10 protein-coding genes are annotated in these 15,827 nt (G+C 60.9%); 8 read left to right on the top strand and 2 right to left on the bottom strand.

All coding sequences use genetic code 11. The features are described from left to right. Nucleotides 1-110: 110 nt before the first annotated feature. Nucleotides 111-1,565: a tRNA uracil 4-sulfurtransferase ThiI gene (gene thiI, locus ASE80_RS21175; RefSeq protein ID WP_056860657.1), complete on the top strand. Its 1,455-nt coding sequence runs from the start codon at nucleotides 111-113 to the stop codon at nucleotides 1,563-1,565. Between the two features lie 139 nt (nucleotides 1,566-1,704). After that, on the top strand, nucleotides 1,705-3,525 hold the full coding sequence (gene typA / locus ASE80_RS21170; RefSeq protein ID WP_003217997.1) for a translational GTPase TypA: 1,821 nt from the start codon (nucleotides 1,705-1,707) through the stop codon (nucleotides 3,523-3,525). 339 nt (nucleotides 3,526-3,864) lie between these two features. Here typA and ASE80_RS21165 read toward each other — a convergent pair whose 3' ends face one another. Further along, nucleotides 3,865-4,299 (bottom strand): YkgJ family cysteine cluster protein, encoded by a 435-nt coding sequence (locus ASE80_RS21165; RefSeq protein WP_017138625.1) that lies wholly within the window; start codon nucleotides 4,297-4,299, stop codon nucleotides 3,865-3,867. A 236-nt stretch (nucleotides 4,300-4,535) separates the two neighbouring features. On the opposite strand from ASE80_RS21165, the gene ASE80_RS21160 reads away from it, so the two are divergent. The 6 genes from ASE80_RS21160 (at nucleotide 4,536) to ASE80_RS21135 (ending at nucleotide 14,162) form a co-directional block, all read left to right on the top strand. Next, nucleotides 4,536-6,986: a glycogen/starch/alpha-glucan phosphorylase gene (locus ASE80_RS21160; RefSeq protein ID WP_017138624.1), complete on the top strand. Its 2,451-nt coding sequence runs from the start codon at nucleotides 4,536-4,538 to the stop codon at nucleotides 6,984-6,986. A 170-nt stretch (nucleotides 6,987-7,156) separates the two neighbouring features. Next, entirely contained in the window at nucleotides 7,157-10,681 is a 3,525-nt protein-coding gene (locus ASE80_RS21155; protein WP_056860656.1) for a DUF2339 domain-containing protein, read from the top strand. Further along, nucleotides 10,681-12,024, top strand: coding sequence for a DUF3999 domain-containing protein (locus ASE80_RS21150; RefSeq protein ID WP_056860715.1), 1,344 nt, complete (start codon nucleotides 10,681-10,683; stop codon nucleotides 12,022-12,024). The genes ASE80_RS21155 and ASE80_RS21150 overlap by 1 nt, the downstream gene beginning before the upstream one ends. 96 nt (nucleotides 12,025-12,120) lie before the next feature. Next, nucleotides 12,121-13,131: a class 1 fructose-bisphosphatase gene (locus ASE80_RS21145; RefSeq protein WP_003237460.1), complete on the top strand. Its 1,011-nt coding sequence runs from the start codon at nucleotides 12,121-12,123 to the stop codon at nucleotides 13,129-13,131. Between the two features lie 176 nt (nucleotides 13,132-13,307). Next, entirely contained in the window at nucleotides 13,308-13,562 is a 255-nt protein-coding gene (locus ASE80_RS21140; RefSeq protein ID WP_017849914.1) for a hypothetical protein, read from the top strand. 30 nt (nucleotides 13,563-13,592) lie between these two features. Continuing rightward, nucleotides 13,593-14,162 carry a lipocalin family protein gene (locus ASE80_RS21135; protein ID WP_017138620.1) on the top strand — a complete coding sequence of 190 codons (570 nt, stop codon included), beginning with the start codon at nucleotides 13,593-13,595 and terminating at the stop codon, nucleotides 14,160-14,162. 160 nt (nucleotides 14,163-14,322) lie between these two features. Here the strand turns inward: ASE80_RS21135 and ASE80_RS21130 are convergent, their stop codons facing one another. After that, on the bottom strand, nucleotides 14,323-15,687 hold the full coding sequence (locus ASE80_RS21130) for a formimidoylglutamate deiminase (protein ID WP_056860655.1): 1,365 nt from the start codon (nucleotides 15,685-15,687) through the stop codon (nucleotides 14,323-14,325). Nucleotides 15,688-15,827 lie beyond the last annotated feature (140 nt).

Genomic DNA, 15,827 nt, shown 5'->3' with positions numbered 1-15,827 from the left:
CCCGTTTTGGTGCGTTGCATCTGAGATGCATATTAACTGGTTAAACCTTGAGCGATTTCCGCTATAATCCGCGCCCCCCTTTTTCAGCAGGCCCGGCGCGCGCTGTTTCCATGAAATTAATCGTAAAAGTCTTCCCCGAGATCACCATCAAAAGCCGACCGGTACGGACGCGTTTCATCCGTCAGTTGGCCAAGAACATCCGTGCCGTGCTCCGCGATCTGGACCCGGCTGTGGTGGTGAACGGCGTGTGGGACAACCTCGAGCTGGAAACCCGCATTACCGACGCCAAAGCCTTGAAGGACATGACCGAGCGCCTGAGCTGCATGCCGGGCATCGCGCATTTCCTGCAGGTGGATGAGTACCCGTTGGGCGACTTCGACGACATCACCGAAAAGTGCAAACAGCACTACGGCAGTGCGCTTGAAGGCAAGATCTTTTCGGTGCGCTGCAAGCGCGCCGGCAAGCACACCTTCAGCTCCATGGATGTCGAGAAATACGTCGGCAGCAAGCTGCGTCGCGAGTGCGGCGCCGCCGGAATTTCCCTCAAAGCGCCGCAAATTGAAGTGCGCATGGAAATTCGCGACCAACGGTTGTTTGTGATCCACAGCCAGCACAACAGCATCGGCGGCTACCCGCTGGGCGCCCTGGAACAGACCCTGGTACTCATGTCCGGCGGTTTCGATTCCACGGTGGCGGCCTACCAGATCATGCGCCGCGGCCTGATGAGCCACTTCTGCTTCTTTAACCTGGGCGGGCGTGCACACGAATTGGGCGTGATGGAAGTCGCGCACTTTATCTGGAAGAAGTACGGCAGCTCCCAACGCGTGCTATTTGTAAGCGTGCCGTTCGAGGAAGTGCTGGGCGAAATTCTCGGCAAAGTCGATAACAGTCATATGGGCGTGGTATTGAAGCGTATGATGTTGCGCGCTGCGTCCCGAATCGCCGATCAATTGCAGATCGACGCGCTGGTGACCGGTGAAGCGATCTCCCAGGTGTCCAGCCAGACGCTGCCGAACCTGTCGCTCATTGATTGCGTCACCGAGAAGCTGGTCTTGCGCCCGCTGATCGCCAGCCACAAGCAGGACATCATCGACCTGGCAGAAGAAATCGGCACGGCCGACTTTGCCAAGCACATGCCTGAATATTGCGGGGTCATTTCGGTGAACCCCAAGACCCACGCCAAGCGCAACCGCGTGGAGTATGAAGAACAACAGTTTGATATGGCGATTCTGGAGCGTGCGCTCGAGAACGCCAAACTGGTCCCGATCGATCGTGTCATCGATGAATTGGGCCAGGATGTGCAAATCGAAGAAGTCAGCGAAGCCCTGGCCGGCCAGATCGTCGTCGACATCCGTCACCCGGATGCCGCCGAGGATGAGCCGCTGGAAATCGCTGGCATCGACGTGCAAGCGCTGCCGTTTTACGCATTGAACGCGCGCTTCAAGGAACTGGATAACAGCCGTCAGTACCTGCTGTATTGCGACAAAGGCGTGATGAGTCGCCTGCATGCCCACCATTTGCTCAGTGAGGGGTATGCCAATGTGCGCGTTTATCGACCGAGCTAAGAGCCCGGGGCTGTTTGCCTGTGGCCTGCGTCACCGGCCCCCCGACTCTGCCGTCAAGCTGTAACGGCAAGGCCTGACTCTACTGTTAATCGCTGCCACGACCTGTCAGCACACCGAATCCTCTGATCGAGATACACAAGTGATCGAAAATCTACGTAACATCGCCATCATTGCTCACGTTGACCATGGTAAAACCACCCTGGTAGACAAACTCCTGCGTCAATCCGGCACCCTGGAGCGCAACGAGCTCAACGACGAGCGCGTGATGGACTCCAACGACCAGGAAAAAGAGCGCGGTATTACCATCCTGGCTAAAAACACCGCTATCAACTGGAACGGCTACCACATCAACATCGTGGATACCCCGGGCCACGCCGACTTCGGCGGCGAAGTAGAACGCGTAATGTCGATGGTTGACTCCGTTCTGCTGCTGGTTGATGCTCAAGACGGCCCTATGCCGCAAACCCGTTTCGTGACCAAGAAGGCGTTCGAAGCCGGCCTGCGTCCGATCGTGTGCATCAACAAGGTTGACCGTCCAGGCGCGCGTCCGGACTGGGTTCTGGACCAGATCTTCGACCTGTTTGACAACCTGGGTGCTACCGAAGAACAGCTGGACTTCAAAGTGGTCTACGCCTCGGCCCTGAACGGCATTGCCGGTCTGGAACACACCGACATGGCTGAAGACATGACCCCGCTGTACCAGTCGATCGTCGACAACGTACCGGCACCAAAAGTTGACCGTGAAGGCCCGTTCCAGATGCAAATCTCGGCACTGGACTACAACAGCTTCCTGGGTGTTATCGGTGTTGGCCGTATCGCGCGTGGTAGCGTCAAGCCGAACACTCCAGTTGTCGCCATCGGCGCCGACGGCAAAAAGCGTAACGGTCGTATCCTGAAGCTGATGGGTCACCACGGCCTGCACCGCATCGACGTTGAAGAAGCTTTCGCCGGCGACATCGTGTGCGTGAGCGGTATGGACTCGCTGTTCATCTCCGACACCCTGTGCCAGCCAGACAACGTTGAGGCGATGAAGCCTCTGACCGTTGACGAGCCAACCGTCTCCATGACCTTCCAGGTAAACGACTCGCCTTTCTGCGGTAAAGAAGGCAAGTTCGTGACTTCCCGTAACATCAAGGAACGTCTGGACAAAGAGCTGCTGTACAACGTTGCACTGCGCGTTGAAGAAGGCGACTCGGCTGACAAGTTCAAGGTTTCCGGCCGTGGTGAGCTGCACCTCTCGGTACTGATCGAAACCATGCGTCGCGAAGGCTTCGAAATGGGCGTTGGTCGTCCAGAAGTGATCATCCGTCAGGTTGACGGCGTGAAGCAGGAACCGTTCGAAAACGTGACCATCGACACCCCGGAAGAATCCCAGGGCAAGGTCATGGAAGAGATGGGCCTGCGTAAGGGCGACCTGACCAACATGGTGCCGGATGGCAAAGGCCGTGTGCGTCTGGAATACAACATCCCTGCGCGTGGTCTGATCGGTTTCCGTAACCAGTTCCTGACCCTGACCAACGGTGCTGGCATCCTGACCTCGATCTTCGATCGCTACGACACCATGAAGTCCGGCGACATGTCCGGCCGTCAGAACGGTGTTCTGGTATCGGTAGAAACCGGCAAGGCGCTGACCTACTCCCTGGAAACTCTGCAGGCACGTGGCAAGCTGTTCGTTGAACACGGTCAAGAGATCTACAACGGTCAGATCGTTGGTCTGAACAGCCGTGACAACGACATGGGCGTTAACCCAACCAAAGGCAAGAAGCTCGACAACATGCGTGCTTCGGGTAAAGACGAAACCATCGCTCTGGTCCCACCTGTTCGCTTCACTCTGGAACAGGCCCTGGAATTCATCCAGGACGACGAGCTGTGCGAAGTTACGCCTAAGTCGATCCGCCTGCGTAAGAAGATCCTGGACGAAGGCGAGCGTACCCGCGCTGCCAAGAAAGCCAAGAACTGAGTTAACTCAGGCTGAATGAAAAACGCCCCCGGTCGAAAGGCCGGGGGCGTTTTTTTATGCCTGATCGTTCCCACGCTCTGCGTGGGAATGCCGCTTGGGACGCTCCGCGTCCCGCCTTTAAGAGCGGACGCAGAGCGTCCAGGGCTGCATTCCCACGCGGAGCGTGGGAACGATCATCAGAGAATTGAGTTAACTCGGGCTGAATGAAAAACGCCCCCGGTGCCTGATCGTTCCCACGCTCTGCGTGGGAATGCCGCTTGGGACGCTCCGCGTCCCGCTTTTAAGGGCGGACGCAGAGCGTCCAGGGCTGCGTTACCACGCGGAGCGTGGGAACGATCATCAGAACTTGTCGAGGGTCCGCAAATTGGTCTCGCGCACCACTTCTTTGGGCTTGTACGCGCAATATCCCGGCCGCGGCCCGATTTTCGGGTGGTTGCGGCACGTATCCGGGCGCTTGTCATAAATAGTGCAGAAGCGCGTCTTACGATCCAGGTACAGGCAATCGTTGTTGCTCATGCGCTGGAGGGTAAAGATCTCGGATTTGTTGTTGTAGCGCTCGACGATACCTTCCTTCTGCAAACGCTTGGCGATGTTCTTCGGCGGGTCGCCGCGCTCGAACTCATCGACGATGCCAATGCGGATCAGGTCCTTGATCTTCACCTCGACCGGCAGCGTGCAGCAGCTGGACACGCAGCCACCGCACATGTGGGCGGAATATTTCTGCCAGGTCTCTAGACGGTCGAGTTCCGCGGCGGCGATCAGTTGAGGCTTCATCAAGGTTCCAAGGTGGGGCTGTATCCGGGCGCGCGATCATACCGGGATTGGTGGTTTTTTGAACAATATTTTGCAGATTTCATCTCCAACGGAGCAGGGGCGAAAAGCAGGCACGGCCCCTGCATCAATTTCCAGCAATGGTGAATGAGTTAAAAAACTGCCGAACCAGCACGTCTACCGTCTGTCAGACCGACTAGGCTCTAGCAACTCCTTCAATCTCGCCCGAGGTCGCACCGATGTCTCAGGAACCGCTTGCACGAGAAGCAGAGGTAGCCGCATTCCGCGATGCTGTCTTGACCAAACTCACTTACGCGGTGGGCAAGGACCCGGATCACGCCTTCGACCACGACTGGTTCGAAGCCATTGCCCTGGCCGCCCGCGACCAGATGGTCGACCACTGGATGAACCACACGCGGCGCATCTACCGCAAAGGCCAGAAGCGGGTGTATTACCTCTCGCTGGAATTCCTGATCGGCCGTTTGCTCTACGACAGCCTGAGCAACCTGGGTGTGTTGGAGATTGCCCGCGAAGCCCTTTCCGAACTGGGCGTGGACCTGGAGCGCATCCGCCTGCTGGAGCCCGACGCGGCGCTCGGCAACGGTGGCCTGGGCCGCCTGGCGGCGTGCTTTATGGAAAGCATGTCGACCCTGGGCATTGCCGGCCACGGCTATGGCATCCGCTATGAACACGGCCTGTTCCGCCAGGCAATCGTTGACGGCTGGCAGCAAGAGCAGACCGAACGCTGGCTGGATTTCGGCAACCCGTGGGAGTTCGAGCGCGCCGAAGTGATCTACCCGATCGGCTTTGGCGGCAGCGTCGAAACCCTGGCGGACGCCTCCGGCAAGATGATCCAGGTATGGACGCCCAACGAAACCGTGCGCGCAGTGGCGTACGACACGCCGGTGGTCGGCTGGCGCGGTGCCAGTGTGAACACCCTGCGCCTGTGGCGTGCCCGTGCGGTAGAAGACCTGCACCTTGAGCGCTTCAACGCCGGTGACCATTTGGGCGCCGTAGCGGAAGTGGCCCGCGCCGAAAGCATCTCCCGAGTGCTTTACCCGGCCGACAGCACCGAAGCGGGGCAGGAATTACGTCTGCGCCAGGAATACTTCTTCGTCTCCGCCTCGCTGCAAGACCTGCTGCGCCGCCACAAGAACATGCACGGCTCGGTCCTCAGCCTGGGCGAACACGCCGCGATTCAGCTCAACGACACGCACCCGTCCATCGCCGTGGCTGAGTTGATGCGCCAACTGGTCGACCTGCATGACATCCCGTGGGAAGCCGCGTGGGACGTGACGGTTGAAACCCTTTCCTACACCAACCACACCTTGTTGCCCGAGGCGTTGGAAACCTGGCCTGTCGGTTTGATGGAACGCATGCTGCCTCGGCATATGCAGATCATCTATCTGATCAACGCCCAGCACATCGACTCGCTGCGCGCCAAGGGCATCCACGACTTTGACGTATTGCGTGCGGTGTCGTTGATCGAAGAAGACAACGGCCGCCGCGTGCGCATGGGTAACCTGGCTTTCCTTGGCTCCCATAGCGTTAACGGTGTGTCCGGTTTGCACACCCAACTGATGCGCAGCACGGTGTTCTCCGAACTGCACAAGCTGTACCCGGAGCGCATCAACAACAAAACCAACGGCATCACCTTCCGCCGCTGGCTGTACCAGGCCAACCCCAAGCTCACCGAGATGCTGGTGGAGGCTCTGGGGCCGGACATCCTCGACACCATGGAAACCCGCCTGACGGAGCTGGAAACCTTCGCCGAGAAGCAGGTTTTCCGCAAAGCCTTCGCCGAACAGCGCCTGCACAGCAAGCGTGCACTGGCCGAGATCATCCACGAGCGCCTGGGCATTTCGGTGAACCCGGCGGCGATGTTCGACGTGCAGGTCAAGCGGATTCACGAATACAAACGCCAGTTGCTGAACCTGCTGCACACCGTGGCCTTGTACCAGGCAATCCGCGCCGAGCCAGGCACCGATTGGGTGCCGCGCGTGAAAATCTTCGCGGGCAAGGCGGCGGCCAGCTATCACCAGGCCAAGTTGATCATCAAGCTGACCAACGACATCGCTCGCACCGTGAACAACGACCCGACAGTGCGCGGTTTGCTCAAGGTGGTGTTCCTGCCCAACTACAACGTGAGCCTGGCGGAAAGCATCATTCCGGCGGCGGATTTGTCGGAGCAGATTTCCACTGCCGGTTTTGAGGCGTCGGGCACCAGCAACATGAAGTTCGGCCTTAACGGCGCGCTGACCATCGGCACCATGGACGGCGCCAACGTGGAGATGCACGAGCGCGTGGGCGCCGAGCATATGTTTATCTTCGGCCTCAGCGCCGAACAAGTGGAAGCCCGCAAGCACGCCGGTGAATTCCACGCCGGGCCGGATGTGGCAGCCTCCCATCGTCTCAACGATGTGTTGCAAGCGATCCGTGGCGGGGTGTTCTCGCCGGATGATCCGGGCCGCTATGTGGGCTTGATCGACGGGTTGATCGACTACGACCGTTTCCTGGTGTGCGCCGACTTTGACGCTTACTGGGACGCCCAGGCGCGGGTCGAGGCGCATTGGCATGATTCCAAGGCCTGGTGGCGCTCGGCGGTGCTCAATACGGCGCGCATGGGCTGGTTCAGCTCGGACCGCACCATCCGCGAATACGCCACCGAGATCTGGAAAGCCCTCGACTAAACACCGCAAGAACCCATGTGGGAGCGGGCTTGCCCGCGATGGCGCAGTGTCAGTTGGCAAATATGTCGACTGATACACCGCAATCGCGGGCAAGCCCGCTCCCACATTAGCTTTGCGTCGATATACTAGGCCCCGGTTTGCCCGCCTCGGGCTGCTTAGGGATATCGACCATGCAATGGATTTTCATGCTGATTGGCCTGGTGCTCGGCTGGGCGTTGGATGAGTCGTTTTCGGACGCCGGCATCGGTGCATTGCTGGGCTTGGGCATTGGCCAGGCGATTCGCCTGTCCAGGCTGTCGGCCCAGGCGGACCAACAAGCGCGTCAATTGGAAACCACGCAGAAGGCGCTGATTGCCCTGGGCGAACGCTTGCGTGAGCTGGAGGTGCCGACGCCGACCCGCAGCGAAATCGTCGAACCCCCCATTCCTGAGCCGGTACCTGCCGTTGAAAGGCCCGAACTTGTCTGGGAGTTGCCCGCCGAACTGGCGCCTGTCGCCATGGCGGCCGAGGCCAGCCAGCCGTTGCCGGATGACGTCTGGGCCCAGGCGCCGACGCCAGCACCGACCCCCGCGCCCAAAGAACCCGCCATCCCCCGTGGCCCCAACCTGATCGAGCGCGCCATCGGCGGCGCACGCAATTGGCTGTTCGGCGGCAACACCGTGCTGCGCGTTGGCGTGGTGCTGCTGTTCCTTGGCCTGGCCTTTTTGCTGCGTTATGCCACCGAAGGCGTGGTGGTGCCGATTGAACTGCGTTATGCCGGGGTTGCCGCTGCCGCCATCGGCCTGCTGGGCCTGGGTTGGTGGCTGCGGCTGCGAAACAGCAATTACGGCTTGATGCTGCAAGGTACCGGGATTGCCGTGTTGTACCTGACGGTGTTTGCCGCGATGCGCTTGCACCCCTTGATCGACCCGAGCGCCGCATTGGGCCTGCTGGTGGCGGTCACGGTGTTCTCGGCCATCCTGGCGATCACCCAGGATGCCCTCGGCCTGGCGTGCGCCGCAGCGCTGGGTGGGTTTGCCGCGCCGATTCTGACCTCAACCGGCGCCGGTAATCATGTGGCGCTGTTCAGTTACTTTGCATTGCTCAACGCCGGCATTCTGGCCATCGCGTGGTTCAAGGCCTGGCGTCTGCTCAACCTGATCGGATTTGTCGGTACCTTCGGCATAGGGTTCGCCTGGGGCATGCGTTCCTACACGCCGGAACTGCTGTGGAGCACCGAGCCGTTCCTGATCCTGTTCTTCCTGATGTACCTGGCCATCGGCCTGTTGTTCGCCCGCCGCAAGCTGCAAGAGGTGGGCGATGCGCCCGAAGGCCGTGAGGCGCTGCTGCGCTGGTCGGCGGCCAAGGGTGATTATGATGATGGCAGCATGCTGTTCGGCCCGCCGTTGGTAGGCTTTGGCTTGCAGTTCGCCGTGGTGCAGCACCTGGAGTTTGCCGCTGCATTCAGTGCACTGGGTTTAGGCCTTATCTACATGGGCTTGGCGCGGCTGCTGAGTGGCGGGCGCGCCTTGCTGCTGGCCGAAACTTGCCTGGCGCTGGGCGTGATCTTTGCCAGCCTGGCAATTCCGCTGGGCCTCGACGCGCGCTGGACGGCGGCGGCCTGGGCGGTGGAGGGCGCCGGGATCTTCTGGCTCGGCTTGCGCCAGCAGCGGCCGTTGGCTCGTGCGTTTGGCCTGTTGTTACAGTTGGGGTCGGCGCTGGCGTTCCTCAGTGAACTGCGCGTTGGCGAGTTGACCTTGCTCGACGGTGCCCCACTGGGCGCGCTGTTGCTGGGCGCAGCGCTGTTGTTCAGCTTCGATCAGTTGCGCAAGGCCTCGACCGAACAAGCGGCGCAATGGGAGCGCAACAGCCTGCCCGTGTTGGCGAGCCTGGGCCTGACCTTTTTGTACTTGCTTGCGCCGTTGTTATTGCTGACCCAAGGCACCGCCATCAGTTGGGCAATCGCCGGGCTGCTGACGCTGTTTGTCGGCCTGCGCATCGGCTCGCGCACCTTCCTGTTCGCTGCCTTCGGTGTGCAATTGCTCGGCGGGGGGTTGTTCCTCCTGCGCTTGCAGGGTGGTGATGGGGCCGCGGTATTCAGTGCCGGCTGGACCGGCTTGTTGACCGCCTCGTTGATCGGCCTGGCGTTGGTCGGCGGCATGCTGTTGGCCGCGCGCGATGAGATGGTGCGCAGTGATGTGCGGCTGCTGCGCGGGTTGTCGGTGGTGCTGCTGGCCGGCTTGGTGTTGATCAACCTCGCGGTGCTGTTTGTACTGCCATGGGAAAGCGCCAGCGGCGTGTGGGCCGCCAGTGGCTTGCTGATCATCTGGCTGAGCCTGTACCTGCAACAACGCGTGAGTTTCGTGTTTGGTTTGCTGCTGCAAGTCGTGGGTGGCGCCTCGTTCCTGTTGGCGGTGCCGCAGTTGCTCGGGCCGTTGAGCAGCGAGGGCTTGCGCCCCTTGGCGCACAGCGGTTTCTGGACGCCGATGGTGCTGGGCCTGGCGGCAATGGTGGGCGCCTGGCGCTTGCAGCGTGAGCCGCAGGCGCCGGTGTTTGCCGTGTTGAAATTGCAACGCCTGTCCGACCTGCTGCTGGTGTGGGGCGCGGCCTGGTGGGCATTGGCGTTGATCGGCGAAGTGCTGACGTTTATCCCGCAGGAGCTGCAAGGCGCATTTTTGCTCGGCATCGCGGCGGTGAGCGTGGCGATCTGGGCGCTGTTGGCCGCACGTTTGCGCTGGGCATCTCTGGGCATGCTGTGTGCCTTGCTGATGCCGGCGGCGGGCGTGGTGTTGCTGGTGTCTGCCCATGATTACTACCACCCGGCGGCGCATTACGGCTGGCTGGCGTGGTTGGCGGTGTTTGTGGTGCATTTCATCGCGCTGCGCCGTTTGGCGGCGGTGGTGCCGGGCACGGTAGTGAGCATCGCTCATGTGCTCGGCTGCTGGATGTTGATTGGTGTGTTGGCGCTGGAGCTGCGTTACGGCCTGTTGCTGCTGTCGAGCGAGTACAACGCCTGGCGCTGGCTGGGCTGGGCGATTCTGCCAAGCCTGTACCTGGTGCTGGCGGCGGCACCGCGCAGCTGGCCGTGGCCGGTGTCGGCCTACCCGCGTGAATACCGTGTGCTGGCCGCGTTGCCGCTGGCGGTATTGATGCTCGGCTGGTTCTGGTTGGCGAACATCTTCAGCGACGGCACGGCGAAACCGCTGCCGTACGTGCCATTGCTCAACCCGTTGGACGTGGGCCTGCTGTTCGCGTTGCTGGGTATTTACCTGTGGTCGCGCAGCGTGGCGCCGCAGCGCGGGCCGCGTGCAGAGCTGATCGCCCAAGGTGTCGCGGGGGCTTCGCTGTTTGCCTTCTTCACGGCCTTGGTGATGCGCACCGCCCACCATTGGGTGGGCGTGCCGTTCCAGCTGGATGCCTTGCTGGCGTCCATGTGGGTGCAGGCCGGCCTGTCGCTGGTCTGGACCCTGATCGCCCTGGGCCTGATGATCGGCGGCCACCTGCGCCATCGTCGCGAAGTGTGGCTGATCGGCGCGGCGTTGATTGCGGTGGTGGTCGCCAAGCTGTTCTTTGTCGAGCTGAGTAACCGTGGCGGGCTGGCGCGGATCGTGTCGTTTATTGGTGTGGGCGGGCTGTTGCTGGTGGTGGGTTACTTCGCACCGCTGCCGCCCAAACGCGTCGAGCCGGTGTTGGAAACTGAAGGAGCATCCTCTTGATCGGTAAGTTGAGCGTGATCGCGTTGGGCATGTGTTCGACGTTGTCGGTGTGGGCGCAGGAAACGCCCGCCGACTTCACCACACAGGTGCCGTTGGCGGTCAGTGGCAACGGGCCTTGGTATCGCCTGGCGTTGCCGCTGTCGGTGCAATTGAGCGCGCGCCAGGCGGATCTTAGTGATGTGCGCGTATTCAACGCCGCCGGTGAGCCCCAGGCTTACGCGCTGTCGCGCCAGTCCGCGCAACGCACCGAAAGCCGCGACGTGACGGATGTGAAGTGGTTCCCGCTGTACGCCGCCGACACCCGTGAAAGCGTGCCGGATGTGGTGATGAAGTCCACTGCCGAAGGCACCTTGCTGCAAGTGCTCCCGCCCAAGACCGGCGCGCAAGTGTTGCGTGGCTGGGTGCTGGACGCCAGTTCGATCAAGGCGCCGTTGCAGCAGTTGAGCCTGGACTGGAGCCGCGAGCAGGACGGTTTCCAGCGTTTCAGCATTGAAGCCAGTGATGACTTGCAGCACTGGCAGGCGTGGGGCGACGGGCAAGTGGCGCGCTTGTCGTTTGCCGACGAGCGTGTCGAGCAGCATGACGTGAGCTTGCCGGGGCAATCGGCGCGTTATCTGCGCCTGGTGTGGCAAGGGCAGGCGGCACCGCAGTTGACGTCGGCCAAACTGGTCAGCGCGACCAGCAGCAGCCTGCCGCTGCCGTTGGTGTGGTCGCAGCCGCTGTCGGGCACGCGGCTCAAGGCCGGTGAATACAGCTGGCAGCTGCCGACAGGGCTGCATGTGGAGCGCTTGCGCGTCGAGCTCAAACAGCCCAACACGCTGGCGCCCGTGACGTTGGCGGGGCGGCGCGAAGCCAACCAAGCCTGGCAGCCGTTGAGCAATGGCTTGTTGTATCGCCTGACCCAGAATGGCCAGGACGTGGTGCAGGATGAATTGCAATTGCCCGGCGTGGCCGTGGGCGAACTCAAGTTGCAGGTGGACGAGCGCGGCGGCGGCCTGGGCGTGGAAGCGCCGGCATTGCGTTTTGCTGTGCGCGCCACGCAGTTGGTGTTCCTGGCGCGGGGCGAGCCGCCGTTTACCCTGGCGTTGGGCAACCCGTCGGTAAAGGCCGCGAACTTGCCGCTGTCGACGCTGATTCCCGACTACAGCGCCGAGCGTATCAAGACCTTGGGGCAGGCTACGGTCACAGGCGACGTGACGGTCAAATCGCCTGCGATTGCCGTTTCGCCTGAAGCGGGCACCGACTGGAAGAAACTCGGCCTGTGGGCCGTGCTCCTGCTGGGTGTGGCGGCGCTAGGGGCGATGGCCTACAGTTTGTTGCGTGCACCGGCGGCCAAGCCGTGAACTCTATTGGGGTTAAATCCTCTGATTAGAGGAAATAACCCTCGACTCGCGTTAAACTGCGCGGGTTTTTAAGCCCCCCATTTTCCGGAGCCTTCCATGTCCCGCGTTACCCTGAGTCGCTATTTGATCGAGCAGACCCGCAGCAACAACACGCCTGCCGATCTGCGCTTCCTTATCGAAGTGGTGGCGCGTGCTTGCAAGGAAATCAGCCACGCCGTGTCCAAAGGCGCACTCGGTGGTGTTCTGGGCAGCATGGGCACAGAAAACGTCCAAGGCGAAGTGCAGAAGAAGCTCGACGTGATTTCCAACGAAATCCTGCTCGAAGCCAACGAATGGGGTGGCCACCTGGCTGGCATGGCGTCCGAAGAAATGGACAACGCCTACCAGATCCCGGGCAAATACCCGAAAGGCGCGTACTTGCTGGTGTTCGACCCACTGGACGGCTCGTCCAACATCGACATCAACGCACCGGTCGGCACTATCTTCTCGGTACTGCGCTGCCCGAACGAATACCTGAGCCAGAACGAAGCCTTGAACGAAAAGGCCTTCCTGCAGCCAGGCACCGAACAGGTCGCTGCCGGCTACGCCATCTACGGCCCGCAGACCATGCTGGTGCTGACCCTGGGCGACGGCGTCAAAGGCTTCACCCTGGACCGCGAAATGGGCAGCTTCGTGCTGACCCACGAAGACATCACCATTCCGGCTTCCACCCAGGAATTTGCGATCAACATGTCCAACCAGCGTCACTGGGAAGAGCCCGTGACCCGCTACGTGGGCGAGTTGATGGCCGGCGAAGAAGGCCCGTTGAAGAAGAACTTCAACATGCGCTGGGTGGCCGCGATGGTCGCCGACGTGCACCGCATCCTGACCCGTGGTGGCCTGTTCATGTACCCACGTGACAGCCGCGAGCCTTCCAAGCCGGGCAAGCTGCGCTTGATGTACGAAGCCAACCCGATGTCGTTCCTGGTTGAACAGGCAGGCGGTGCGTCCACCGACGGCCACCAGCGCATTCTCGACATCCAGCCGGAAGGCCTGCACCAGCGCGTGGCGGTGTTCCTGGGCTCGAAGGAAGAAGTTGAGCGTGTGACGGCTTATCACAAGAAGTAAGCTGCTGCGATAGGTGATTCGCAGTGTTGTGCGGCGGATCACCCTTGAAGAAGCCCCGAAACGTTTCAGCGTTTTCGGGGCTTTTTTGTTTTTGCTCGTCGGGAACCAGACACCCCTTTTCCCTTCTAAGCTTCTGGCAGATACCCCAGCTGCTTTGTCTCTCCAGGAGCTTTTCCATGTCTTTACGCCGTCTCGCTTTGCTGGCTTTTTGCGTGCTTTTAGCCGCGTGCAGCAAGGTCAATCAAGAAAATTACGCAAAGCTGTCGGCTGGCATGGCCAAGGCCGAGGTGGAGTCGTTGCTGGGTAAGCCAACCGATTGTTCCGGTGCGCTGGGCATGTCCAGTTGCACGTGGGGCGATAAAAACAGCTTTATCAGCGTGCAGTACGCCGGTGACAAAGTTCTGATGTTTTCCGGGCAAGGCCTGAAGTAAACCGGGGCGCGAGCCTGCGGGAGAAGAAGAATGATGCGTTTTGTTTTGTTTCTTTGCGCCAGTCTGTTTTTGGCGGGCTGCGCCAGCCATTCTGGCGATGATCTGCAACCCAAGACCGCGAGCAACGTCAACCTCAAGCGTTACCAGGGCACCTGGTATGAGTTGGCCCGATTGCCGATGTACTTCCAGCGCAACTGCGCGCAGTCCGAAGCTCGCTACACCCTGTTGCCGGATGGCGACATGTCGGTGTTCAACCGCTGCCTGACCACTGAATGGAAGTGGGAAGAAGCCAAGGGCACGGCCACGCCGCAAGTGCCGGGCAAGACCGACAAGCTCTGGGTGGAATTCAATAACTGGTTCACGGCGCTGCTGCCGGGCGTCGCCAAGGGCGATTACTGGGTGTTGTACGTGAGTGATGACTACAAGACCGCCATCGTCGGCAGCCCGAGCCGGCGCTACATGTGGATCTTGTCGCGCACGCCGACGGTGAGTGCCGACACCCGCGAAGACCTGCTGAGCAGGGCGCGCCAGCAAGGGTATGACACGACGCGATTGATCTTCCGCACCTCAGACAAGCAGATGGCGAAGACTTCGCAGTAACCTGAGGTCACCCTCAATCTAATGTGGGAGCTGGCTTGAATTGGGAGCTGGCTTGTGTGGGAGCTGGCTTGCCTGCGATGCAGACACCTCGGTGTATCCGTTACACCCAGGTGATGCTATCGCAGGCAAGCCAGCTCCCACATTTGTTTTGCATTGTTTTTTAGCCGAGTAGACTCCTCAGCACTTGGGTGAACGCCCGGCTGCTTTCTTCTTCGCCGGCATGATGCCCGTCGCGCACCACCCACTTGCCGTTGACCAGCACATCGCGCACTTGGCGATCACCACCGGCGAACAGCCAGCGATTGAGAATCCCATCCTCGGTCGCCGTCGCCAGGTACGGGTCATTGCCATCCAGCACAATCCAATCTGCCCGCTTGCCCACTTCCAACCGACCAATCGGCTGCCCCAACGCTTGGGCGCCGCCGTCGAGCGCAGCATCGAACAATGTGCGGCCAACCATCGGCTGATCACTGCGATACAGACGGTTGCGCCGCTGGTCGCGCAGGCGCTGGCCATATTCGAGCCAACGCAATTCCTCCACCACGCTCAGTGACACATGGCTGTCGGAACCGATACCCATGCGCCCGCCTTGAGCGAGGAAATCCACCGCCGGGAAAATCCCGTCGCCCAGGTTGGCTTCGGTGGTCAGGCACAAACCGGCGATTGCCCGGCTCTTGGCCATTTGCGTGACTTCATCGGCGTCAGCATGGGTGGCGTGCACCAGGCACCAACGCTCATCCACTTCCACATTGTCATACAGCCATTGCAGCGGGCGTTTGCCGCTCCAGGCCAGGCAGTCATCGACTTCCTTTTGCTGCTCGGCGATGTGGATGTGTACCGGGCAAGTCTTGTCGCTGGCGGCCAGCACCTCATGAATCTGTTCGGGTGTGACGGCACGCAATGAGTGGAAACACAGGCCCAGTTGCTGCGCTGGCTGCGCCGCCAGAATGGGCTTCAGGCGTGCTTGCAGGTCCAGGTAATCTTCGGTGCTATTGATAAAGCGCCGCTGGCCTTCATTCGGCGCCTGGCCACCAAAGCCGGAATGGGTGTAGAGCACTGGCAGCAATGTCAGGCCGATGCCACTGCTGGCCGCCGCCTGGCTGATCTGCCGCGACAGCTCGGTGCGATCGGCATAGGCCTGGCCGCTGACGTCGTGGTGCACATAATGAAACTCGGCCACCGAGGTGTAGCCGGCCTTGAGCATTTCGATGTACAGCTGGCGGGCGATGACCTGCAGTTGTTCCGGGTTGATCTTGCCGACCATGCGGTACATCAAGTCGCGCCAGGTCCAGAAGCTGTCGTTCGGGTTGCCGGCCACTTCGGCCAAACCGGCCATGGCGCGCTGGAACGCATGGGAGTGCAGGTTGGGCATGCCCGCCAAAACAGGGCCTCTGAGCCGTTCGGCGTGGTCTGCGCTGGCATTGGGCTCAACCTGGGTCAGCACGCCATCGGCGCTGACTTCAAAGCGTACATCGTTGGCCCATCCATTAGGCAGCAGCGCGCGTTCGGCAAAGAAAGCGGACATGATCAAGGCACCCCGGTCGTGTGTTTATTTGTATATACATATACAGACGTTTGCCTGCTCGGTAAACTCCGGCAATCTATGCATCTTTTCCCCCTGCAAGGATTCCCTGTGCCGACTCCGCCTGCCAAGTCTTCGCTGGC

It is taken from the genome of Pseudomonas sp. Leaf15, from assembly GCF_001421425.1.
Lineage (GTDB): Bacteria > Pseudomonadota > Gammaproteobacteria > Pseudomonadales > Pseudomonadaceae > Aquipseudomonas > Aquipseudomonas salomonii.
Note: the sequence above shows the minus strand (reverse complement) of the source record. Positions and strands in the feature narration are given on the sequence as shown.